Genomic DNA, 23,124 nt, shown 5'->3' with positions numbered 1-23,124 from the left:
AAAGCGCGGCGCGGCGGGTGAACAGCCCGTGAAGCGTCGGAGCCGGCGGTTCAACCGCTTCTGTACGGTTAAACGCAGTTAACACCCGTTTCTTTTCATTTTCATCCGCCATATCAATATGCCGAATCAGCTGGTTTGGATTTCTAACGGCATTTTCAACGATCGTCAGCAAATGAGTTTGAATTCGTTTAATCGATGTTTTAGTAAATAAAGCGGATTGATAATCAAAATTCAGCTCAATCAATCCCGTATCTGTCCGCTCCTTAATTAAAATGGACAGCTCATTTGCCGTATGTCCGCTGAAAAACATCGCCGTTTCATAATCGAAACCTTCTGCCTGACGCCACGCGAGAGGCTGGTATTGCATCGAAATCCCGATGATATTTTGCAGGTCGTGATGAGTCTGCCTTAATTCATTCACAAAAAGATTGTAAGGATATTTCTGGTGCCGCATAACAGACAGCTGCTCTTTTCCTACGCTGCGGACAAAGGACAGGAACTCCGCATCAGGATCTGCCGTCATTCTGATCGGCAGTGTGCTGACGAACATGCCGAGCATATCCTTTTCGAGCCTGGAGCCCCGGTTTCCGTAATAAGTGCCGATGGCAATATCCTTTTTAGCCGTCAGACGGCTGATGCATATGTATAACGAAGCCATAAACAGAGAGATGATGCTGATATTATTTTCTTTGCAAAAACGCCGGATAGATTGTTCTAAGGAGTGAGAAAGAGTGATTGTATCTCTGGAAGCCGCAGTGCTTTGTCTAAGATGAGAGGTTCGTTCCGCCAGTGAAAGGTGTTCCGGAACGGTTCGGTATGTTTCAGTCCAAAATGAACGGTCTTTTTGAAAACGGGAAGACTGTAAGTATTGCTGTTCTTTTTCCATGTAGCTGAGATAGGAAGGTCTGTGATGTTCAGCTAAATCCTCGCCCCGCATGATCTTTTGGTAGATATCAATGAGCTGGTTGCCGAGCAGGTTGAGCGAGATGCCGTCCATGATAATATGGTGAAATTTTGAATAAAGCCAAACTTCTTCGTCTGACATGACAAGCAGAGTAAATTGATACAGAGGTGAATGAAACAGCTTGAACGGAACACGGGTCTGCGTGTCAATCCATGCGTCCCGCTCTGCCTGATCAGTATGAGTAAAATCAACAGTCTCTAGAGAAATCGGCCGATGCCCCGCCAGATACAGCTGGGGTTCTGATCCGTCCCCTTCTGTCAGTTGAAACCTGAGTGAATCATTTTGCGAGATAGAAAAATCTAAAGCATGGCGCAGTACGTCAAAATCGATGTCCCCCCTGAATTTGACGCACGCCGCGAGATTGCAGATACTTGTGCCCGGCTCGAGCAGCTCTGTAAACCAGACTCTTCTTTGGGCGTGAGTTAAAGAATAAACAGTGTTCTTCAATGGAATCCCTCCATTTCAATTTAAGAGGATAAGAAAGTGAAATAATTACAATTAAATTTCGACAGCATATGACTAAATCATCCATATAAGCATTATTTTAAAACATATTTTAGAAATCACAATAAAAAATTAAATTTTCTCTAACATTTTTTAGAATATAGTATATATTCCTCACTTCATTTCTTCATTTCTATAATCTTTATACCATGTAAAACGGTATGTATGCACACTACAAACTGGTTCTTAAACACTATAATAAGGAATAAAATGTATAATTAATTGCGCTTTTAAAAAGGTTTTGCCTCCTTAAAAGAAGTTTTACGTTAAAAAATGAAAAATCGGTGAACAAGTAAGAAAGTATCATGTAAAAAAAAGGAAGGATATTGCCGATATTACTTTTTGAAAAGATTGATTCATAATCGCAATATAATGTTTTACAGACATCAAAAAAGCCGAATCCTCTAAGGATTCGGCCCTTCTTATTGATTTGCCAGCACGACTGCAATTTTGTCTTCAATGTCTTTTCCGTCATCTTCGTCAAGCAGCCCGTTTTGAAGCACGGAAAAAATAAGCGTATCTCCTGTTTTTGTGTCTGCATAGCCGGCAATCGAACTGACTGATGTTAGTGACCCGGTTTTCGCTTTAATTTTGCCCTCCGCCGGGGTGCCCTTCAGCCGGTTCCGAAGGGTTCCTCCCGTCATTCTGTCGCTTGCACCGGCGACAGGGAGCGACCGAAGGAAAGCCGGGTACCACTTTTCTTTCTGAACCGCATACAAAAGCTCTCCGATTTGGCCGGCGGATATGCCGTTAATATGAGAAACGCCGGATCCGTCTCTTGCAATCAATTCATCCGGATTCAGCCCGAACGATTTGAGCTCCGATTTCATCACGTCCAAGCCCTTTTCCCAGCTGCCCTCTCCTTTTTTCACTTTTCCCATTTCCTTGATCAGAATTTCGGCGTGCCCGTTGTTGCTCAGTTTCATAAACGGGATCAATAATTCTGAAAGAGGCATGGATGTCCGTGATGTGACAAGTTGGGTGCGGTGCGGCATTCGCCCTGTTCTGATTTTCCCTTTTACAGTTATACCCTGTTTAGTAAGCGCTTGTTTCCATAAATCTAAAGCATAGGACGACGGATCCCACACCGCCGCCCATTCTCTTGCCTGTGCCGAGCCGACAGGTATGGTTCCCTTTATCGTAATCACATTGCCACCGTGCTCCCGTTCAACCGTCAATTCTTTCTTTTCATCAGAAGCGACGGTTTTCACTTCATTTTTCACACGAACGACGTCCGTATGGGGAGAAATCGAAATGCGCGGCTTTTTACCGGGCTGTTTTGCCGGGCTGATTTCCGCAATCACCGTTCCGGTATCATAATCCTCATTTGGGGAAGCGGTAAGAGCTGATACTTGCGCACCATAATATTGGCCTTCATCGCTCCACGGAAGATCAACTGAATGCCTGGTATCGTCATACCACGAGTCATCCCCGACCAGATCTCCTTTAATGACATGGATGCCTCTGGCTTTGACCTGTTTAGCCATCTTCTCAAAATCAGAACCCAATAGGGTCGGATCGCCTTTTCCCCTGAGATAAAGGTTTCCGCGCAGCTGTTTTCCTTTCACGGCGCCGTCTGCCCGTACTTCTGTCTTAAAGGTGTAATCTTCTCCGAGAACGGAAAGCGCCGCAGATGCCGTCAGCAGCTTCATCAGTGATGCAGGCCTCAGCCGCATATCTTCCCGGCTGCCGAACAGCACCTCCCCTGTTTTTGCTGACCGGACACTGACTCCCGCTGAAGCCCCCTTTAAAGCAGGTTCTTCATCCAGAATGTGTTCCAGCTCTTTTTGCAAAGTATTTTTTTGTTCAGCCGCCTTAGCCGCATCATCAATATAAGGAACTGCGGCAATGATCAAAAGCAGAATCACCGCGCTCAAGCGTTTCACATATATTTTCAATGTTATCCCGCCTCTTTCCTATTCTTCGTCATGCAAAATGGTGATCCTGGATGACGCAGCCGCTTCTTCGCCCGGTTTCAGAATCTGAAGCCCTGTCAGTGATGCAGGCTGATTCAGATTAAATGCATCTGTAACGGAAGTATAAGGCTCAAGACTGACAAACCCCTGCTTTCCGTCACCGTTATATACCACCCAATGCTTGAAAGACGTGTCTGCCTGATACAAAACGGATAATTTCTCATCCGGATGAGAAATAACAGCTTCGTTATTGCCGCCGTTCCGTCCGGAAGAAAGAAAAACATCGTCAAACTGTTTATTTTTCAAAGACATCCCATGACGGAACGCTTCTTTATCAGGCACATCCAATAAACGGCCCGTCGGCACGAAACGTTCATTTAATTCCCACATGCGGTCAGCCGTCAGAAAAAGACGGGATCGCTCTTCATTGAAAACAAATGTGGAATGATAGCCGAGCCCCCAAGGAAAAGCCTCCGTTCCCTTGTTGGTAATCAGCGCCCGCTGCGTAAACACATTGTCTTTTAATGTATAGGTCATCCGGACAATGACATCGTGCGGAAATTGTTTATGAACACGGGGAATCTTTGAAAGATCAATTTCTGTTTCGACTGTCATTCCATCCCCCTCTTCTTTCGCTGCCGCCGCTTTCCAATGCTGATTGTGAAGAAAGCCGTGAATATGATTATGTTTATCCTCTTCGTTTATCTCGAATTGATACGCGCGGCCGTCAAAACGAAACGTCCCGTCCGTAATCCGGTTCGGCGGGAATAAAACGGGAATGCCGTACAGCATCGGTTTTGCGCGGAATTGCTCCGCAGTTTCCGGTTCTCTGAGAAGCCGCATACCGGTTCTTTTATCCCGAAGCGATATGACATTTGATCCCCACTCCGGCACAATGATGCATTCAGCCTGATCAGTCTCCGCTTTTATGGCTGAAACCCCTAAATAAGTCGTATGTTCAATCGTCATAAGCACCTGCCCTTTCCTTGTTTTCTAGCATGTATAGGAATTCCATTTTCTAAACTCATTTTCCTGCTCTAAAAAAACATCGCCCGTATGAACTGAGCGATGTGCGGTAAAACCTTATTGAATCAGCCGGGTAATCTGTTTTTTCTTCCATACAAACCGGTAATATCCGTATTGCAGCAGCAGGCTGACGACAAAAGCCGCCGGATAACCGACCCAAATGCCGAGAATGCCGAGATTCGTATAATGAGAAAGAATAAAGGCCACAGGCACTTCAATTCCCCAAATCGCAAAAATGCTGATAATCGTCGGCCATAACACCGTACCGCTCGCCCGCATTGTTGCTGAAACGATCTGAGCGTGACCGAAAATCAAATAGCTCCAAAGGGTAATCATAATCAGATTGCGGGCAATGTGGAGTGTATCCTGATCTGTTAAAAACAAAGCCAGTATCTGCCGGGAGAAGGTGTAAATCAGCAGGATCAACACCCCGCCGATCAAATAATTCAGGCCGATGCCGACTTTGATGACCTGTTTCAGCCGGCCGAATTGATTGGCGCCAATGGATTGGGCGGCAAAAATTGAAACGGCGATACCGAGGCTTACCGCCGGCATCTGCACATAACTCGCCACTTGGTTGACGACCCCGTAAGCAGCCGTCGCGTTTGATCCGTAATGATTGACAAATGAAATGACCGCAATTTCAGAAAGTGACACGAGAATCATATTGATGCTCGACGGAATACCGAGACGGAGTAAAAGCGCGAGCAGCTTTTTGTCCATTTTAAGAGAACGGAGCGCAGTCCGGTCAAATGCCAATGGATGTTTTCTTTTCCGTAAATAAACCATGAGTACGATAAATGTCACGATGTTTGAAATCACGGTTGCATACGCCGAACCGTAAATGCCGAACTTCGGAAGTCCGAAAAGCCCGAGAATCAATAAGGGCAAGAGCCCGATGTTTATGACTGTACTGACGATTAACGTATAAAACGGGGTCTTTGAATCTCCCGTTCCGCGTAAAAATGTCGTATACGCAAAATATAAAAACATCAGCGGCATTGCGCAAAACAAAATGCGCGCATATCGGACACTGACATCTATTACGTTTTCCGGCGTTCCCATCAGCCGCAGAATATCAAGCGTAAACACACTGCCGACAACTGCCAGAACAACACCGAGCATAAAGGTAAAAGTCAGTGTAGTGCCGACAATCGCCTTCATCCTCTCTTCGTTTTTCGCGCCGTAAGCCTGCCCGATCAGAATGGAACTTCCCGAACCGATTCCGATCGTAAAGGAGATCAGCAGAAAAAACAGCGGAAAAAAAGACGATACAGCGGCAAGCGCATCAACTCCGAGCCACCTTCCGACAAATACCATTCCGACCAATTGGCCGACAGATTGCAATACATTGCTTAAAAGCAGCGGCACTAAAAACAGTGACATCGATCGCCAGACAGACTGGCCGCGGCCTTCCGCTGTTTCTAAATGATCTTGTACTTCCATATGTAGGACTCCTTTTTTGATTTTCTTCCATTTTATTATTCAGCAGACAGCTTGTAAAAACCTTTTGTTCAATGAAACTCTTTATCTTTTTCTCACGTCTTACATGGAAATAAACCATAAAAATAAAAAGTCCGGAAAATATTTCTGAAAAGGTATTGTAATCTTACCGTAATTATTGTAACATTTGTAACATAAGAGAAAGAGATTGATTGAAGGAGAGATTATATCATGAAAAAATGGCTATTATTCCTCACTACTATTACATTGATTCTGTCATTGGGCACTGCGGCGACCGCAAAAAATGCACCTAATGACCTTACACAAAAACAAGCGCTTCAGCTGGCCCTGTCAGCGAGAGAACATTTCTGGAACACGATGAGCGGCGGTGCGCTTAAATCAAACGCAAATTGCACTTCTGAACCGTTTGAATATCAAAATCTGCAATATGTATTTATGTGCAAAGACCTCGGAACAAAAGCAAAAGCCGTAAAATATCTGACACCCGCTTTTACAAAGCAAGCGATTGACAAAGGGCTCAAAGATTACCACTTCACTGTAAAAGACGGCAAATTGGCTGTTCCGGTCGGCGACGGAGATAACCTCCTGAATTGGAAAAAAGCAAAAATGACTCTTCTTTCTAAAAAAGGAAGCGTCCAAACATACCGCTTCACTGTACCGACTCTTGACGGTTCTCCGTCAGCAAAACGCGATGTAACATTCGTAAAAGAAAACAACGTTTGGAAAGTCAATCAATTTGATGCTGTCATATAAGAAAAAGCCCGCTTACTTACAGCGGGCTTTTTTCACATCATTTCCACCAGGTTCTCACAAAATATTCAAAACAGAAACCCCCTTGTATAACAAGGGGGTTTCTGTTTTGCCGACATTATTAATCCGTGTCTATCTTATACAAAAAACGCTCTAGGAGAGATTCGAACTCCCGACCTGCAGTTTAGGAAACTGCTGCACTATCCGCTGTGCTACTAGAGCCTGCTTCTATTATAGTAACGCTGGCGGCCGTTTTTTTCAAGTCTACAGCCCTCCGAACACCTTATAGGCGGCTCTCGTTGTATCTTCATCTATTCCGATATAACGCATTGTAATAGACGGAGAAGAATGATTCAAAATCCTCTGCAGTTCAGCAATGTCTTTTGTCCTCTGATAAAAATGATACCCGAACGTCTTTCTAAGCGTATGCGTCCCGATTTCCTCCAACCCGCAAGCGGCAGCCGCTTCCTTTAATATTCTGTATGCCTGAATCCGGGATATGGGCTTATTCGTCCGTTTTGATTTAAACAAATAGTCATCCTCTTTCATGTCTTTTGTATAAGCGTATATGTCGGCCTTTAAAGACTCCAGTATCAGAATTTTTCTTTTCTTTCTCGTTTTGCTTTCGGTTGCCCACACATGGTCTTTGTTCCTTACATCCCTCACGCGAAGCGGCAGAACATCTGAAATCCGCAGTGCGCTGTTCATGCCGAAAATAAATAAAAAATAATCACGATCACTTTTTTTCATTAAATACTGTTTGACTTCCTGGATCTTCTCCAAACTTCGGATCGGCTGTACGATATGCATCAAAAAAACCCCTTATAATTGGTAAAGTAACATATTGAGCATTATGTTACTATTATAACCGAAACCCGTTGAATGATAAAGGATAAAGGGTCTTATGTAACATAATATACATAGTGTTACATAAGGTGAATCAGATAAGCAGTTTCAACGAATTCCTCAAAAACATCATTTTCAGCCCGTTGACAAGCTTTTAAACAAATAGAGACTCAAGGTATTAAAAAATGAAAAAAAGGCCTTAAAATGAAATCTGAGCATCCGTTTTTTTGTGAGCAACCGAAAAAAATGAAAAAAAAAGACACAATATGAAATTGTGTCCTAATCTTCATCTTTTACATCAATGTCTTCAGGAAGCGGCTCATTTAAAAACTCTTGAATCATTTCCTTATATTTTTCCAGCTGTTCGAGATGGGTTTGAAATTGTTCCTTGTTGATTAAATATTGCTGTCCGTCATGGACGGCTCTTATTTTATTCGTCAAAACAAGATTGTGCACATATTCTTCAGGAAGACTGGTAAACTCAGCTGTCTCTTTGATCGTTAAATACATGGCTCACGTTCCTTTCATATGTCATGTGAGTGAATTCTGTTTTGTTTATTGTAGCTTATTTTTTGTCTTTATGCTTGTTTCACAGCTTTTTCAGTCCGGTTTCCCATTTAGCCTATTTGCGACTGATTACATTCACACAGAAACCCCAACTTTTTGCACACCGGACTATTCCGTTTGTCACTTGTGAAAACAGCACATTTTACTTACTCTATAATTGTAAGCGGAAAACAAAGGAGGCAGACTATGAAAAAGAAAAAGTTTATGAATCTCTGTTTTATCGTTCTGCTCAGTACTTTGCTCGCGGCCGGAAGCATCCCTTATCACGCTCAGGCTAAGAAACACCCGTTTTCCTATGACGACTACAAACAGGTAGATGTCGGCAAAGACGGCATGGTTGCCACCGCCCATCCTCTCGCTTCACAAATCGGTGCCGACGTGCTGAAAAAAGGCGGCAATGCAATTGACGCCGCGGTTGCCATTCAATTCGCATTAAACGTAACTGAACCTATGATGTCAGGAATCGGCGGCGGCGGATTTATGATGGTTTATGATGCGAAGACGAAAGACACCACCATTATCGACAGCAGGGAACGCGCACCGGCAGGCGCAACACCGGATATGTTCCTTGACGAAAACGGCAAAGCCATTCCTTTCTCCGAACGCGTTACGAAAGGGACTGCAGTCGGTGTTCCGGGAACATTAAAAGGACTTGAAAAAGCGCTAGACAAATGGGGCACACGCTCCATGAAACAACTCATCACCCCTTCCATTAAACTTGCCTCAAAAGGCTTTCCGATCGATTCGGTTTTAGCTGATGCCATCTCAGATTATAAAGACAAATTATCACACACTGCTGCAAAAGACGTGTTTCTTCCGGACGGAGAACCTCTGAAAGAAGGAGACACACTCATCCAAAAAGACTTAGCCAAAACATTTACAGCTATTAAGTACAAAGGCACAAAAGCATTCTATGACGGTGCATTCTCCAAAAAGCTTGCAGAAACAGTGCAGGAATTCGGCGGCTCAATGACAGAAAAAGACATTAAAAACTTCAATGTGACGATTGACGAACCGATCTGGGGAGATTACCAGGGCTATCATATCGCAACTGCTCCTCCTCCAAGCTCGGGCGGTGTTTTCCTGTTGCAAATGCTGAACCTCCTGGATGATTTTAAGCTTTCTCAATATGATATCCGTTCTTGGCAAAAATATCAGCTTCTCGCAGAAACGATGCATTTGGCTTATGCTGACCGCGCCGCATTTGCCGGGGACCCAGAATTCGTCAACGTCCCTCTCAAAGGTCTCTTGAATCCAGATTATATCAATGCCCGCAGACAGCTGATAGATATTGATAAAGTCAATAAAAAACCGAAAGCCGGCGATCCTTGGGCCTATCAGGAAGGTTCTGCAAACTATAAACAAGTGGAGCAGCCGACTGACAAACAGGAAGGTCAAACGACTCACTTCACGGTAACCGACCGCTTCGGCAATGTCGTATCTTATACGACAACAATTGAACAGCTGTTCGGTTCCGGCATTATGGTTCCCGGATACGGCGTTGTGCTGAATAATGAGTTAACAGACTTCGATGCGGTGCCTGGCGGCGCAAATGAAGTGCAGCCGAATAAACGTCCGCTCAGCAGCATGACTCCGACTATTTTATTCAAAAATAACGAACCTGTCCTGACTGTCGGCTCCCCCGGCGGAGCAACGATTATTTCTTCCGTCCTGCAAACGATCCTGAACAAAGTTGAGTACGGCATGGATCTGAAAGCGGCAGTCGAAGAGCCGAGAATTTACACAAACAGCATGACATCCTATCGATATGAAAAAGGAGTGCCGGAAGAAGCCCGCACAAAACTGAACGAAATGGGGCATAAATTCGGCAGCAGCCCGGTTGATATCGGCAATGTGCAAAGCATCCTGATCGACCGTGAAAACGGCACCTTCACCGGAGTCGCCGACTCAAGCCGAAACGGAGCCGCAATCGGCGTAAACTTGAAAAATTATAAAAAATAACAAGACAAAAAGCCTCGTTTCTCAAGCTGAGAAATGAGGCTTTTGTTTATTCTGCACTGTATTCAGATGAGGTTTTTTCAGACGTTAATGATGCAAGCGAAAGCACGCCGCACATCGCGATGACAACACCCGCTGATCCGATCCATGTCACTGACGCAAGAGACAGATGAGTGACAACAATGCCCCCGATGCCCGCCCCGGCTGCCATAGCCAGCTGCATCACAGACTGGTTGAGGCCAAGTAATACACCCGATGATTCAGGCTCCATCGTTGCCAAATGATACTGCTGAGCAGGCCCAGATGACCAGGCGGCGAAGGACCAAAAAATAAGCACTGCCGCCGCTCCGAAAGCAGAATGTGTGACAAACGGCAATAACATGAGCATGATAGCATGAAGCGCCATTCCGCCGGTTAATGTCATACGCGCCCCCCATTTGTCTGCGCTGAAACCGCCTGCTTTAGAACCGGCAAGACTTGCAACACCGAAAATAAGCAGCAATGTACTCAGTATTCCGCTGCCGATATGAGTGACGTTCAGTAAATACGGAGAAAGGTACGTATACGCAACCGAATAGCCTCCGAGCCAAAAAAACGTAATGGCCAGCCCGACAGCCACCTTTCGTTTCTTCAAAAGAGAAAATTGCTGAATGAGCGGCACCGGTTTATCTCCTTTTATCTCAGGCAGCGCGAAACGTATAATAAGCATGGCAATGATTCCGATTGCCGCAATTCCGGCGAAAACCACCTTCCAGCCGAAAGCTTCAGACACGGTTCTTCCGATCGGAACACCGATAATGAGCGCCGCCGTAAACCCCATAATGACGGTTGCGAGAGAACTTGCCTGTTTTCCCGGGGGAGCGATTTTTGCTGCGATCGTAAGCGCGGTGACCACCACGGTTCCTGCTCCAAGCGCCATAATCACCCGCGCTCCCGCAAATAAGCCGAATCCCTGCACAAGGAAAGAAATGATATTTCCGATTACAAACAATCCAAGAGCATAGATCATGAGCTTCCTTCTGTCCAGTTTTGCTGTAAGGGCCATCATGACAGGCGTTCCGATTGCATAAACAAGTGAAAAAATTGTAATCAGCTGCCCTGCCGCTGCCACAGTAACTCCCAAGGACCCTGCAATTTTATCAAGCATCCCGGATATCACATATTCAGACGTCCCCACTAAAAAACTGATAATTGCCAAAATGTAAATCTTCCAGGTATTTTGCACCTGACACACTCCTTCATTGATGATTTATATAAAGATATATTGTGATATATCGATATAAAGGGTTGAACAAACAGAAACAAATCGCAATATGTCGATGTGTAGTCGGAAAAAGAAACTGAATCCCTCTTCTAAAGGATTCAGCCCTACATTTCGCGCTGAAAATAATCGGCCATCGCCTTTATCGCTTCTTCATCTCTTTTATAATAGGTGTATTTGCCAATCCGTTTTGTTTGGATAAGGCCCGCCCGCTGAAGAATGGAAAGATATTGAGACGCCGTTGACTGTGTCATCTGAAGCTTATCGGTGATCTGGCTGACACATACTCCGATCTCATTCATATCAATGCCATCATGCGGGGCGAAGTGACGGTCCGGCTCTTTCAGCCATTGTAAAATCTCAAGCCGTGACTCATTAGACAACGCTTTAAAAACATCAATAGGTTTCATACGCTTTATTATATCGTGATTTTACGATATGTCAATGTTGTTTTTCTTCAATCTCTATTTTTTGTTTTGCCTCTCTTATGATCCGGGACATAAAATCACTCACATTCTCTTCAAATGTGTCTTCCCGCCCGTATTGCCGTACATGTACAGATTGATGGCGGCACTCTTGATCTCCCACAACAGCAATATACGGTATTTTTTTCATTTGTGCTTCTCTGATTTTATAGCCGAGTTTTTCATCGCGCTGATCGAGCTCAGCCCGGATACCCGCTTTCTTCTGAGAAAAACCAGAACGAAAAAAATTGGCGCACACAGCTGTACTGTTTTCTCATCTTCCGTTCGGTAATGCTTTTAATCCATTCAGCAGTTCTTCAAACGCCGATGTCAAAAATAAATCACTCCGGTAGATGAATGATATATTCATATTCCGAAAATGTTCAGGGAGCTCATGAAGAAAAAGATTTTTCCTGTTTTGAAAATAACGGACGGCTGATGCAGGCAGAAAGGAAACCCCCATCCCCGCCTGCACCGCCCCAATAATGGCTTCCAACGTACCGAATTCAATGATTTTATATGCGGGCACTGCCTCTTCTTTCAGTATGTTTTTTATTTTGCGGCGGTGCGAACAGCCCGCGGCAAAATACAGAATCGGATCTCGAAACAAGTCTTGCAAACTGCCTTCCCGCTTATTTGAGACCAAGACCAATTCTTCTTGAAATACAGCGACTTGCTCAAGATCTTCGTATTCGACCGGTCCATAAACAAAAGCGCCGTCCAGCTCATAGTGTAAGACGCGCTGCACTAAGGTATGTGTATCACCGGTTGACAGAGACAGCTGTACTTTCGGGTAGCGGCTGCAATACTCTGTGAAAAATTGAGGGAGATGGACGGCTGCCGCCGTTTCAAGAGAACCGATTCGAAGCGGGCCGTTCGGATCGCCTGCCTCTTGCGCCGTTTTTTGCGCCTCATGCAGCAATTGAAGGATTCTGTCTGCGTCTTTCAATAAGTTTTCACCTGCGGGCGTCAGCGTCATCCCCCGATTTGTGCGGTAAAAAAGCTGTGTTTGTAATAGCCGTTCCAGCTGCTGAATCCGGTTTGTCACATTTGATTGAACATAATGCAGGCTTTCTGCCGCCTTAGAAATACTTCCTTTGCGGGCGACAGCCTGAAAAATCTTTAAGTCTCCGCTTTCCATGTAAGGACACCTTCTTGCTATGATTTTTATTGATAGCCGGCTATCAATTTTCATTTATTTACTGCAGCTGATACAGCCTGTAAAATCTTTCTCATCAATTATAAAGGAGAGAAGAATGATGAATGCCCTTATCATACACGAAAATGGCTTTGATTTCAGGCAGGCACCTGACAAACGGCCGGGAAACGGCGAAGTAAAAATAAAGCTGAAAACAGCCGGATTAAACCATCGCGATTTGTTTTTAATGAAAAACCACAAAACCGGAAACCATGAATTTACTCTCGGTTCAGACGGCGCGGGAATCGTAACCGAAATAGGACACGGCGTCCGGTCTCATTTACTGCATGCAGAAGTCATCATCAACCCGGTGCTGAATTGGAAGACTGTTGAGGACGTACCAGCCGTCCCTGATATTTTAGGTAGTCCGAGCGACGGAACATTTTCACCTTATGTCATCGTTCCTGAGGAAAATGCCGTTTTAAAACCCGAACACCTGACTTGGGAGGAAGCGGGCGTTCTGCCGTTATCAGCATTAACCGCTTATCGCGCCTTATTTACAAAAGGACAATTAAAAAAAGGCGAACACCTTATCCTTCCGGGCATCGGAAGCGGCGTGGCAACATATGCCTTATTAATGGCAAAAGCTATCGGAGCGACAGTCAGCGTCACTTCCCGCAGCGAAAACAAAAAACAAACCGCACTGTCATACGGTGCAGACCGGGCGATTGACAGCTACGGTGACTGGAATGAGGCGCTGAATGGCGAAAAAGCAGATATCATACTTGACGGTGTAGGCCCCGCCTTGTTTCAACACTATCTTGACATTATGAAACCGAATGGCCGGATCGTAACATTTGGCGCCAGTTCAGGCGATCAGCTCGGATTTCCTATTCGCTCGCTGTTTTTTCCGCAGATTCATATTCTCGGTACATCAATGGGAAGCAATGAGGAATTCGCGGATATGCTGGAATTGATAAACCGCTGCGGCATCCGTCCCATTATCGACCGTATGTATTCTCTCAGAGAAGCAGCTGCCGCTTTTAACAGAATGCGGGAAGGACGGCAGTTTGGCAATATCGGCTTTCGTTTGGATGTCTAAAAAAGAGGAGCGGACCCGTCCGTTTCCTTATGTGTTTATAAGCGTTTCCGCTCTGACATACTCTTGATAGGCTTCTTTCAAATAAACAAAAAAGTGTTTACCCCCGGCTTTTAAAACTTTTCGATGATAGAGCCACACGACGGGTAAAGTGCCCGTCAATAAAATAAAGCGGGAAAACACAGCACACGTATTGGTGATCTTTAAGCGGCGCCGGCCGAACTTGTGCAGTGCTTCCGCTTGAAATTCAATATGTTTTTCTTCATCAATTAAAATCTGCCCGCAAATTGATCGCAGACACACAGAGCCCGTCACGTTTTTTAAGGCGTCATAATAAACGGCGGCGATGATTTCCGCCGTCAGCAGCACCGTGAGCGACTGCTCAAGGCTTGCAAATCGTCTCAGTCTGCGGAAGACTTGATCAACCCAATGCTTTTTCAGCTTTGGGATATTGTGCCGGTTCATGAATATTTCCAATTCACCCGCATGCCTTTGTTCTTCCTGAATAAATAAAATCAGCGCTTCCAGATAACTTTTGTCAGCACAATCCTTTAAGAAACGTTTTGCAGCAGCTATCAAAAACAGACCTTCTGAACTTTCGCCGATTTGAAACTGCTGAACTGAAGAACAAATAACGCGGCGCTCAGTTTCAGAAAGCTGATCATATTTACAGTTCAGTTCCTTGACTGTTGATTGATTTCTACGAAAATAATCTCTCCACCCTGTAAAACAAAATTCCATTTGTTATCCTCCATTCCCATCACGTTACCCTTATATGACCAATACAGGAAGAAGGAGATTTTGTTTCAATACGAAAAACCGGCTGATCTCAGCCGGTTTTATAAATAAACCCCTTTATTTACGGTAAAACAGTGCTCCCCATTAAATAACTGTCGACTTCGCGCGCTGCTTCCCGGCCTTCATTAATCGCCCATACAATCAGGCTTTGGCCCCTTCTCGCATCCCCTGCGGCGAAAACACCGTCAACATTCGTTTTATAATCCCCATATGCCGCCTGAATTTTATGATTTGCCGAATCGACACCGAACTGTTTCAATAATGGCTGTTCTGTCCCTTCAAAACCGATGGCGATGAACACCAGCTGAGCAGGCCAGACTTTTTCTGTACCGGGCAGTTCATGAAATTCATACTTTCCGAATTCGTTTCTGACTTTTTCCATTTGAATGGTGTGAATCTCTTGTAAGCGGCCCTGCTTATCGGCCACCATTTTTGTCGTCTGAATTGAATATTCTCTCGGGTCTTTGCCGAACTTTGCCTGCGCTTCTTCATAGGCGTATTCAAGGGTAAAGACGTGCGGCTGTTCAGGCCACATATTGTCGTTCGTGCGCGTTTGAGGAAGTTTAGGATGTTTCCCGAACTGATGCACGCTGCGCGCTTTTTGACGCAACGCGGTTGCCACGCAATCAGCTCCTGTGTCTCCTCCGCCGATTACGATGACGTCTTTCCCTTTAGCGTCTATAAATTGTTTGTCTTTGAAGTTGGAATCTAAATAGCTTTTCGTCGCCAGTGTTAAATAGTCCATCGCATAATGGACGCCTTTTGCTTCCCGGCCTTCAATCAGCAGATTGCGCTGCTTTTGGGCGCCTGTGCACAAAATGACGGCATCAAATTGTTCTTTCAGCTCATCTGCCGTTATGTCAACGCCGATTTCGGTATTTGTTACAAAATCTATACCTTCCTGTGTCAAAAGCTTAATACGGCGTTCGACGACATTTTTCTCAAGCTTCATGCTCGGAATGCCGTACATCAGCAGGCCGCCGGCTCTGTCAGCACGCTCATAGACCGTTACGGAATGACCGGCTTGGTTCAGCTGATCAGCGCTTGCCAAACCTGCCGGGCCTGAACCGACGACAGCGACTTTTTTACCTGTGCGTTTCGCTGGAATTCTCGGCTGTATCCATCCATTTTCAAAACCTTTGTCAATGATCGTCCGCTCGATGTTTTTAATTGAAACAGCCGGATCTGAAATGGCCAGCGTACAAGATCCTTCACAAGGAGCGGGACAGACCCGCCCTGTGAATTCAGGAAAGTTATTCGTTTTCAGAAGACGCTCCAAGGCTTCTTTCCAGCGCCCCCGATAGGCGAGGTCATTCCACTCCGGTATCAGATTATAAATCGGGCAGCCGGACGTAAAACCGTTGATATCAGCGCCGATTTGGCAAAACGGTGTGCCGCAATCCATACACCGCGCCCCCTGCCGCTTTGACGCTTCATCTGAAAATGGAGCCGAATACTCTTTCCAATCCTTTAAGCGAGTGAGAGGGTCCCGCTCAGCCGGTTTTTCTCGTTTTTCTTCCATGAATCCAGTTGGTTTCCCCATGTTCCTCTCCCCTTTCTTACTGTACTACCGCTTGTTTATGATCTTTGGCAGGCGTTTGGTGAACCTTTGTATTGGCTTCAAAAGCATACATAATTGCGTCTTCTTCTGATAAACCCGCCGCTTTTTGTTCTTCGATGCTGAGGAGCATTTGTTTATAGTTTTTCGGAATAACTTTGATAAAGGTTTCTGCGGCTTTTTCCCAATTGTCCAGGAGGTCTGCGGCTTTTTTGCTGTTTGTCAGCGCTGCATGCCGTTTGACCATTTCTTCAACTTCTTTGATCTCCGCCTCATCCGACAGCTTTTCAAATGAAATCATTTCCATGTTGCATTTGCGTTTAAATGCCTTGGCATCATCACTCAGGACGTATGCGATACCGCCTGACATTCCCGCCCCGAAGTTTTTGCCAACTTCGCCGAGGACGACAACCCGGCCGCCTGTCATGTATTCACAGCCGTGGTCTCCGATACCTTCTACAACGACATTGACTCCGCTGTTACGGACTGCAAAACGTTCACCGGCGCGCCCGTTAATGTACGCTTCCCCGCTTGTTGCTCCGTAAAATGCGACGTTCCCGATAATAACGTTATCGTGTGTTTCACAATTGAAGGCATCAGGCGCTTTCACGATGATTTTTCCGCCTGAAAGCCCTTTGCCTACGTAGTCATTTGAATCCCCGTTCAAATGAAGCGTCATCCCCTTAGGGACAAATGCTCCGAAACTCTGTCCGGCTGATCCGGTAAAATGAAGTCTGATCGTATCATCCGGCAGGCCTTCCGCTCCGTAGCGTTTAGAAATTTCACTTCCCGTCACGGTTCCGGCTACGCGATTTGTATTATTGATCTTGATTTCAGCTTCCGCTTCCTGACCGGCTTCAATTGCAGCCTGAACCGCCGGAAGAATAACCGTCATATCAAGCGACTCGTCGATTTTATGATTTTGCGCCGTACGGAAAGTGCGTACGCCTTCAGGCTGGTACAGCAGTGTGGATAAATCAAGCTGGCCCGCTTTCCAATGCGCTTTTGCACGTTCACTGACATGAAGAACGTCTGTCCGTCCGATCATTTCATCAAGCGTCTTAAAGCCTAACTCTGCCATATATTCACGCACTTCTTCTGCGACAAACAGCATGTAATTTACGATATGGTCAGGATCGCCCATGAATTTCTTGCGGAGCTCCGGATTTTGCGTCGCGACACCTACAGGACATGTATCTAAATGGCAGGCGCGCATCATGACACAGCCGAGAACGACAAGCGGCGCTGTAGCAAAGCCGAATTCCTCCGCACCGAGCAAGGCGGCCATCACGACATCTCGGCCTGTCATCAGCTTACCGTCCGTTTCCAATACCACGCGATCCCGTAAACCGTTCAGCATCAGCGTTTGGTGAGCTTCTGCAAGACCAAGCTCCCACGGAAGACCCGTATGTTTAATACTCGTTTTCGGCGACGCGCCCGTTCCGCCATCGTAGCCGCTGATGACGATGACATCCGCAGTGCCTTTTGCCACACCGGCCGCAATCGTGCCGACACCGGCTTTTGACACGAGCTTGACGCTGATTCGCGCGCTTCGATTTGCATTTTTCAAATCATGGATCAGCTGCGCCAAATCTTCAATTGAATAAATATCATGGTGAGGAGGCGGTGAGATCAGCCCTACACCTGGTGTAGAACCGCGGACATCCGCGACCCAAGGATATACTTTGTTGCCCGGAAGCTGACCGCCTTCTCCCGGCTTCGCCCCTTGCGCCATTTTGATCTGCAATTCATCCGCATTGACGAGATAATGGCTCTTTACGCCGAAACGGCCGGAAGCGATCTGTTTAATCGCACTTCTTCTGTCGTCGCCATTTTCATCCGGAACGAAACGTTTCGGGTCCTCGCCGCCTTCTCCGCTGTTGCTTTTTCCGCCAAGCCTGTTCATCGCTATCGCTAAAGCCTCATGGGCTTCCTTGCTTAATGAACCGAATGACATCGCTCCTGTTTTAAAACGTTTCACAATGGACGCAGCTGATTCAACTTCCTCTAATTTTAAAGGCTTGCGGTCTTCTTTGAAGGCGAACAGATTGCGTAAAAATCCGATTCGTTCTTCATCCGCTGCATGAGAATACTGCTTAAACAGGCCGTAATCATTTTTGCGGCACGCCCATTGCAGAGTATGGATGGTTTTCGGATTGAAAGCGTGGTGCTCTCCCCCGTTTCGCCATTGGAATTCACTACCCGGCTCAAGGGTTTGGCTGTAATCATCCTTGTACGCCGCTTGGTGGCGCTTCTTCGCTTCTTGCGCAATCGTTTCGATATCGATTCCGCCAAGCTGAGATGCAGTACCGGTAAAGTATTTGGCGATAACGTCTTCACCGATGCCGACCGCTTCAAAAATTTGGGCGCCCCTGTAACTTTGCACAGTTGAAATTCCCATTTTTGACATCACTTTCACGACGCCTTCTGTTACGCTCTTTCCGTATTTGCTGACAGCTTCTTCATACGGAATATCAAGCCGGCCTTCATCGATTTCCTGCTTATACGTAGCGTAAGTCAAATACGGATTGACAGCATCGGCACCATATCCGATGAGAGCCGCAAAGTGATGAACTTCACGCGCTTCCCCGGATTCAACGATAATGCTTGCTTTTGTTCGCAGACCTTGGCGGATCAAATGCTGATGCAGCGCACTGACGGCCAAAAGCGGCGGAATCGGCGTCAACTCTTTACTCATTGCCCTGTCAGATAAAATTAACAGAGATACGCCTTCCTTGATCGCTTTTTCCGCCTGCTGAAACAAATCCTTCAGGCCTTTTTCTAGGTCATCGGAAAACAGCGTGCGGATGTTCTGGCTCTTAATGTCAGGGTGCACAAGTGTTTTCAGCGCATAAAACTGTTCGTTTGATAATACAGGAGTATACAATTTTATGCGGCGTGCATTTCTTTCACTCGGATGCAGCAGATCGCCTTCAGCTCCGAGCCATGTCACCGTGGAGGTCACAAGCTGCTCGCGGATCGCGTCAATCGGCGGGTTTGTGACTTGCGCAAACAGCTGTTTAAAGTAATGAAACAGTGATTGGGCGCGATCGGATAAAACGGCGAGCGGCGAATCATTTCCCATAGAGCCGAGCGGGTCCTTGCCTTCTTTAATAACAGGAATTAAATACTTCTGAATATCTTCATACGTATAGCCAAACGCTTTTTGACGGACGAGAAGATCATCGAATTGTTCCTCTTCCCGGATTTCCGGGTCAGGATTCACTTGAACCAATTCTTCTTCAAGCCATTTTTGATAAGGGAATTCATTGGCAATTTCTGTTTTCACTTCTTCATCTGAAATAATCCGGCCTTCCTCTAAGTCAATGAGCAGCATTTTTCCGGGCTCCAGACGTTTTTTATGAAGAATGTTCTCCTGCTCTACTTCAATAACGCCGACCTCAGATGAGAAAATAATATGGTCATCTTTTGTCACATAGTAACGTGCCGGACGCAGGCCGTTACGGTCAAGGATGGCGCCGATTTGTTTTCCGTCCGTAAACGAAATGGCGGTCGGCCCGTCCCACGGCTCCATTAAAGAGCTGTGATATTCATAAAAAGCCCGTTTCGCTTTAGACATGTGAGTGTTTTCCGTCCATGGTTCCGGAATCAGCATCATTGCCGTATGTGCCGGTTTCCGCCCCGCCATCACGAAAAATTCAAACGCATTATCAAGAATGGATGAGTCACTTCCCTCAGCATTTAAAATCGGCAGTACTTTGTGAAGATCGTCTCCGAAGCTTTCTGAAACGAACTGCTGCTCCCTCGCTCTCATCCAATTGATGTTGCCCCGGAGCGTATTGATTTCTCCGTTATGAATCAGATAGCGGTTCGGATGGGCACGTTCCCAAGTAGGAAAGGTATTTGTGCTGAATCTTGAATGCACGAGTGAAAATGCAGATACGAAGGTTTCATCCTGCAAATCCAAATAAAAAGCGTCAACCTGCTCAGGCGTTAACAATCCTTTATAAACAATAGTCTGGCTTGACAAGCTTGCGAAGTAAAAATCAAGCTGTTCTTGAACGCCCCAATTTTCCGCCTGCTTCCGGATGACATACAGTTTGCGTTCAAAAGCAAGGCTGTCTTTCAAATCGTTTGCGGCGCCGATGAATACTTGACGCACATACGGGCAAGTACTTTGTGCCACTGTTCCGATTTTTCCGACATTTACAGGGGCGGTTCTCCAGCCGAGAACGATCTGTCCTTCCTGCTCAATGAATGCATTCACCTGTTTTTCGATCTTTTTTCTTTCCTCTTCATTTTGCGAGAAAAAGACCATTCCTACCCCGTAACGGCCTTTTTCCGGCAGCTTCATTTCTCCGCACTCTTTCTTAAAAAAAGCATCAGGGATCTGAACCATCAGGCCGGCGCCGTCACCCGTATTCGGATCACTGCCCTGTCCTCCTCTGTGATCCAGCTGGCAAAGCATCTTCAGTCCTTTTTTGACAATGTCATGTGAAGGTTTCCCTTTTAAATGGGCATACAAGCCGATTCCGCATGCATCGTGCTCAAATTCCGGACGGTAGAGACCTTGTGCTTTCGGCATTTGATTGTAAGTCATAATTCCTCTCCCCCGATCAGTTTCCGTTAATTATCGGTCATAAAATCTGACAACTTTAAATTAATTGTAAGTTTTCAAAACAATATAAACAATATATAATTTAGATCAAATACATCTCAAAATGAGATAGATAGGTGTGAACGCAATGGAATTACGCCAGCTTCGGTATTTTATGGAGGTAGCAGAACGGGAACATGTGTCAGAAGCGGCTGATCATCTGCATGTCGCACAATCCGCCATCAGCAGGCAGATTGCAAATCTTGAAGAAGAGCTGAAAGTCACTTTATTTGAACGGGAAGGCAGAAATATTAAATTAACGCCGATCGGCAAGCAATTTTTAGAACATGTTAAAACGGCGATGAAAGCAATTGATTACGCGAAGGAACAAATTGATGAATATCTTGATCCGAATCGCGGAACCGTCAAAATAGGATTTCCGACGAGCCTTGCAAGCCAGCTTTTGCCGACGGTGATTTCGGCATTTAAAGAGGAATACCCGAACGTTGAGTTTTTGCTCCGCCAGGGGTCTTATAAGTTTTTAATTGAAGCCGTAAGAAACAGGGATATAGATGCGGCGCTGCTCGGCCCCGTTCCGACGGAATTCCCCGACATAACAGGCCATATCTTATTCACGGAAAAGATTTACGCGCTTGTTCCGCTGCATCATCCGCTTGCCAAACAGAAAAATATTCATTTAATTGATCTGCGCGGCGACCAATTCGTTTTATTTCCTGAAGGGTTTATTCTCCGAAACATGGCGATTGACGCTTGCAGACAGGCCGGCTTTGCGCCGCTTGTATCGACGGAGGGCGAGGATTTAGATGCCATTAAAGGATTAGTCTCCGCGGGGATGGGAGTGACTTTATTACCTGAAAGCACCTTTGCAGAAACCACACCCCGGTTCACGGTCAAAATTCCGATTGAATTTCCTCAAGTGAAGCGCACCGTAGGCATTATTAAACCAAAAGGAAGGGAACTGGCTCCGTCTGCAAATGATTTCTATCATTTTGTCATTCAATTTTTCTCCAAACTTGAACAATATCAATAAAAAACAAACCCGAGCTTCAAAACGAAGCCTCGGGCTTTTTCATATTTTTATAGTTCTTTCTCAGCCGATCGGAATGGATAGTTCAACGTGGCAGACAAATGCTTCCGGATCAATGACTGATTGATCGCCCTGTTTATGCGGCGTTTCTTTAAATGTCTTCAGCTGGGCTGAGGAATAGTTGACGATGCCGAGTCCGAGCTCTTCTCCCTGCTGATCAAGCAGCCTGACAACCGCTCCGCTGCTGAATCTGCCCTTAATCTGCTCGATGTCCTGCGGTGACAGCTCCATATTTCCGTTCGCGACATCGCGGCTGCTTTCTTTTTCCATCACAATTTCACCTTCGGGGCCGGAATTAAATGCAAGCCATTGTTCTTTGTGGTTTAACGGCAGGGTTCCTTCCGCTTCAAAATAAGTTCCTTCAGCCGCCTCATCTACCGCTTGAAGCAGAATGTCCGGAATGTTAGCCTGCCCGAGAAAGCCTTTAATACCGGAGGCCATCACAATTTTAAAAGCATCCAGTTTCGAACGCATTCCGCCGGTTCCCATTTCACTCCCGGCATCTCCCGCGCTTGCTTCTATTTCCGGAGTGATGTCACTTACATGTCTGATTCTTTTCGCCTTCGGGTTGCTGCGCGGATTATCATCATATAAACCGTCAATGTCTGATAAAATCACAAGCATGTCGGCATCAATTAAACCTGCCACCTTCGCTGCGAGTGTATCGTTATCTCCGAATTTCAGCCGGTTGACTGTGACCGTGTCATTTTCATTAATAATCGGAATAATGCCCCGTTCCAAAAGGACGTTCATCGTATTGCGCACATTATGGTAGCGGTATTCATCGGAAAAGTCGCTTCTTGTAATTAAAATTTGTGATGCGACATAACCGTGCGCTAAAAACAGCTTTGAATAAGCCTCCATTAATAATCCCTGCCCGATGGAAGCGGAAGCCTGTTTTTCAGGGAGGCTTTCCGGTTTCTGAATAAATCCGAGCTTCCGATAACCTGCCGCCACTGCGCCGGAAGATACTAAAATCACTTCATAGCCGCTGTCTTTCAGCTGTGCGATTTGATCCACCAATGCTTCCAGCTTTCTTCTGCTGATTTCCCCGTGCAGGCTCGTCAGTGAGCTGCTGCCGATTTTCACCGCGACTCTTTTGATCTTCGTCCGAGACGTCACTGTATCACTCCTGTTTTTTAAC

At 45.8% G+C, this 23,124-nt stretch carries 17 protein-coding genes, 1 tRNA gene and 1 pseudogene; 4 read left to right on the top strand and 15 right to left on the bottom strand.

Going from position 1 to position 23,124, the window contains the following annotated elements; translation table 11 throughout:
- From G9F75_RS19395 to G9F75_RS19380, 4 genes are all read right to left on the bottom strand, one after another.
- Positions 1 to 1,411: condensation domain-containing protein (locus G9F75_RS19395; protein WP_260399152.1), on the bottom strand; the 1,411-nt coding region annotated here is incomplete at its 3' end.
- A 479-nt stretch (positions 1,412 to 1,890) separates the two neighbouring features.
- Complete coding sequence (gene dacB, locus G9F75_RS19390) at positions 1,891 to 3,366, bottom strand: D-alanyl-D-alanine carboxypeptidase/D-alanyl-D-alanine endopeptidase (RefSeq protein ID WP_167409316.1); 1,476 nt, start codon at positions 3,364 to 3,366, stop codon at positions 1,891 to 1,893.
- An 18-nt stretch (positions 3,367 to 3,384) separates the two neighbouring features.
- Positions 3,385 to 4,353 (bottom strand): aldose 1-epimerase, encoded by a 969-nt coding sequence (locus G9F75_RS19385; protein WP_167409315.1) that lies wholly within the window; start codon positions 4,351 to 4,353, stop codon positions 3,385 to 3,387.
- A 114-nt stretch (positions 4,354 to 4,467) separates the two neighbouring features.
- Positions 4,468 to 5,856 carry an MATE family efflux transporter gene (locus G9F75_RS19380; protein WP_014418076.1) on the bottom strand — a complete coding sequence of 463 codons (1,389 nt, stop codon included), beginning with the start codon at positions 5,854 to 5,856 and terminating at the stop codon, positions 4,468 to 4,470.
- Positions 5,857 to 6,084: 228 nt separating this feature from the next.
- On the opposite strand from G9F75_RS19380, the gene G9F75_RS19375 reads away from it, so the two are divergent.
- The gene (locus G9F75_RS19375) at positions 6,085 to 6,627 is read left to right on the top strand and encodes an IseA DL-endopeptidase inhibitor family protein (RefSeq protein ID WP_014418077.1); all 543 of its coding nucleotides are present in this window, start codon (positions 6,085 to 6,087) and stop codon (positions 6,625 to 6,627) included.
- 146 nt (positions 6,628 to 6,773) lie between these two features.
- Here G9F75_RS19375 and G9F75_RS19370 read toward each other — a convergent pair.
- From G9F75_RS19370 to G9F75_RS19360, 3 genes are all read right to left on the bottom strand, one after another.
- Positions 6,774 to 6,846, bottom strand: a tRNA-Arg gene (locus G9F75_RS19370).
- 42 nt (positions 6,847 to 6,888) lie between these two features.
- Positions 6,889 to 7,434 carry a site-specific integrase gene (locus tag G9F75_RS19365; RefSeq protein WP_003153850.1) on the bottom strand — a complete coding sequence of 182 codons (546 nt, stop codon included), beginning with the start codon at positions 7,432 to 7,434 and terminating at the stop codon, positions 6,889 to 6,891.
- A gap of 315 nt (positions 7,435 to 7,749) precedes the next feature.
- The gene (locus G9F75_RS19360) at positions 7,750 to 7,980 is read right to left on the bottom strand and encodes an excisionase family DNA-binding protein (RefSeq protein ID WP_003153848.1); all 231 of its coding nucleotides are present in this window, start codon (positions 7,978 to 7,980) and stop codon (positions 7,750 to 7,752) included.
- A 243-nt stretch (positions 7,981 to 8,223) separates the two neighbouring features.
- Here G9F75_RS19360 and ggt point away from each other — a divergent pair, with 243 nt between their 5' ends.
- Positions 8,224 to 9,999, top strand: coding sequence for a gamma-glutamyltransferase (gene ggt, locus G9F75_RS19355; protein WP_014418078.1), 1,776 nt, complete (start codon positions 8,224 to 8,226; stop codon positions 9,997 to 9,999).
- A 46-nt stretch (positions 10,000 to 10,045) separates the two neighbouring features.
- On the opposite strand, the gene G9F75_RS19350 is transcribed toward ggt, so the two are convergent.
- From G9F75_RS19350 to G9F75_RS19335, 4 genes and pseudogenes are all read right to left on the bottom strand, one after another.
- Positions 10,046 to 11,221, bottom strand: coding sequence for an MFS transporter (locus G9F75_RS19350; RefSeq protein WP_007407356.1), 1,176 nt, complete (start codon positions 11,219 to 11,221; stop codon positions 10,046 to 10,048).
- Between the two features lie 143 nt (positions 11,222 to 11,364).
- Positions 11,365 to 11,667: an ArsR/SmtB family transcription factor gene (locus G9F75_RS19345; RefSeq protein WP_007407355.1), complete on the bottom strand. Its 303-nt coding sequence runs from the start codon at positions 11,665 to 11,667 to the stop codon at positions 11,365 to 11,367.
- A 31-nt stretch (positions 11,668 to 11,698) separates the two neighbouring features.
- Positions 11,699 to 11,944 (bottom strand): annotated as a pseudogene (locus G9F75_RS19340) (His/Gly/Thr/Pro-type tRNA ligase C-terminal domain-containing protein); the annotation flags it as partial.
- 51 nt (positions 11,945 to 11,995) lie between these two features.
- On the bottom strand, positions 11,996 to 12,862 hold the full coding sequence (locus tag G9F75_RS19335) for a LysR family transcriptional regulator (RefSeq protein ID WP_021494168.1): 867 nt from the start codon (positions 12,860 to 12,862) through the stop codon (positions 11,996 to 11,998).
- Between the two features lie 118 nt (positions 12,863 to 12,980).
- On the opposite strand from G9F75_RS19335, the gene G9F75_RS19330 reads away from it, so the two are divergent.
- Positions 12,981 to 13,961, top strand: coding sequence for a zinc-binding dehydrogenase (locus G9F75_RS19330; RefSeq protein WP_021494169.1), 981 nt, complete (start codon positions 12,981 to 12,983; stop codon positions 13,959 to 13,961).
- A gap of 27 nt (positions 13,962 to 13,988) precedes the next feature.
- Here G9F75_RS19330 and G9F75_RS19325 read toward each other — a convergent pair whose 3' ends face one another.
- From G9F75_RS19325 to gltB, 3 genes are all read right to left on the bottom strand, one after another.
- Positions 13,989 to 14,699, bottom strand: coding sequence for a hypothetical protein (locus G9F75_RS19325; protein ID WP_021494170.1), 711 nt, complete (start codon positions 14,697 to 14,699; stop codon positions 13,989 to 13,991).
- A gap of 118 nt (positions 14,700 to 14,817) precedes the next feature.
- Entirely contained in the window at positions 14,818 to 16,299 is a 1,482-nt protein-coding gene (gene gltD / locus G9F75_RS19320; RefSeq protein ID WP_021494171.1) for a glutamate synthase small subunit, read from the bottom strand.
- A 16-nt stretch (positions 16,300 to 16,315) separates the two neighbouring features.
- The gene (gene gltB, locus G9F75_RS19315; protein ID WP_021494172.1) at positions 16,316 to 20,875 is read right to left on the bottom strand and encodes a glutamate synthase large subunit; all 4,560 of its coding nucleotides are present in this window, start codon (positions 20,873 to 20,875) and stop codon (positions 16,316 to 16,318) included.
- A gap of 145 nt (positions 20,876 to 21,020) precedes the next feature.
- Between gltB and gltC the strand changes: the two genes are divergently transcribed.
- Complete coding sequence (gltC, locus tag G9F75_RS19310; RefSeq protein WP_014418086.1) at positions 21,021 to 21,923, top strand: glutamate biosynthesis transcriptional regulator GltC; 903 nt, start codon at positions 21,021 to 21,023, stop codon at positions 21,921 to 21,923.
- A gap of 60 nt (positions 21,924 to 21,983) precedes the next feature.
- Here gltC and proB read toward each other — a convergent pair whose 3' ends face one another.
- Entirely contained in the window at positions 21,984 to 23,102 is a 1,119-nt protein-coding gene (proB, locus tag G9F75_RS19305) for a glutamate 5-kinase (RefSeq protein WP_014418087.1), read from the bottom strand.
- Positions 23,103 to 23,124: the final 22 nt, after the last annotated feature.

It is taken from the genome of Bacillus sp. EKM208B (assembly GCF_011800725.1).
Classification (GTDB): Bacteria; Bacillota; Bacilli; order Bacillales; family Bacillaceae; genus Bacillus; species Bacillus velezensis.
This window is presented reverse-complemented; position numbering and strand designations above follow the sequence as displayed.

Coding starts and splice junctions, on each gene's coding strand:
- G9F75_RS19385 (WP_167409315.1), bottom strand. CDS start 4,353: ATGACGATTGAACATACGACTTATTTAGGGGTTTCAGCCATAAAAGCG.
- G9F75_RS19380 (WP_014418076.1), bottom strand. CDS start 5,856: ATGGAAGTACAAGATCATTTAGAAACAGCGGAAGGCCGCGGCCAGTCT.
- G9F75_RS19375 (WP_014418077.1), top strand. CDS start 6,085: ATGAAAAAATGGCTATTATTCCTCACTACTATTACATTGATTCTGTCA.
- G9F75_RS19365 (WP_003153850.1), bottom strand. CDS start 7,434: ATGCATATCGTACAGCCGATCCGAAGTTTGGAGAAGATCCAGGAAGTC.
- G9F75_RS19360 (WP_003153848.1), bottom strand. CDS start 7,980: ATGTATTTAACGATCAAAGAGACAGCTGAGTTTACCAGTCTTCCTGAA.
- ggt (WP_014418078.1), top strand. CDS start 8,224: ATGAAAAAGAAAAAGTTTATGAATCTCTGTTTTATCGTTCTGCTCAGT.
- G9F75_RS19345 (WP_007407355.1), bottom strand. CDS start 11,667: ATGAAACCTATTGATGTTTTTAAAGCGTTGTCTAATGAGTCACGGCTT.
- G9F75_RS19335 (WP_021494168.1), bottom strand. CDS start 12,862: ATGGAAAGCGGAGACTTAAAGATTTTTCAGGCTGTCGCCCGCAAAGGA.
- G9F75_RS19330 (WP_021494169.1), top strand. CDS start 12,981: ATGAATGCCCTTATCATACACGAAAATGGCTTTGATTTCAGGCAGGCA.
- G9F75_RS19325 (WP_021494170.1), bottom strand. CDS start 14,699: ATGGAATTTTGTTTTACAGGGTGGAGAGATTATTTTCGTAGAAATCAA.
- gltD (WP_021494171.1), bottom strand. CDS start 16,299: ATGGGGAAACCAACTGGATTCATGGAAGAAAAACGAGAAAAACCGGCT.
- gltB (WP_021494172.1), bottom strand. CDS start 20,875: ATGACTTACAATCAAATGCCGAAAGCACAAGGTCTCTACCGTCCGGAA.
- gltC (WP_014418086.1), top strand. CDS start 21,021: ATGGAATTACGCCAGCTTCGGTATTTTATGGAGGTAGCAGAACGGGAA.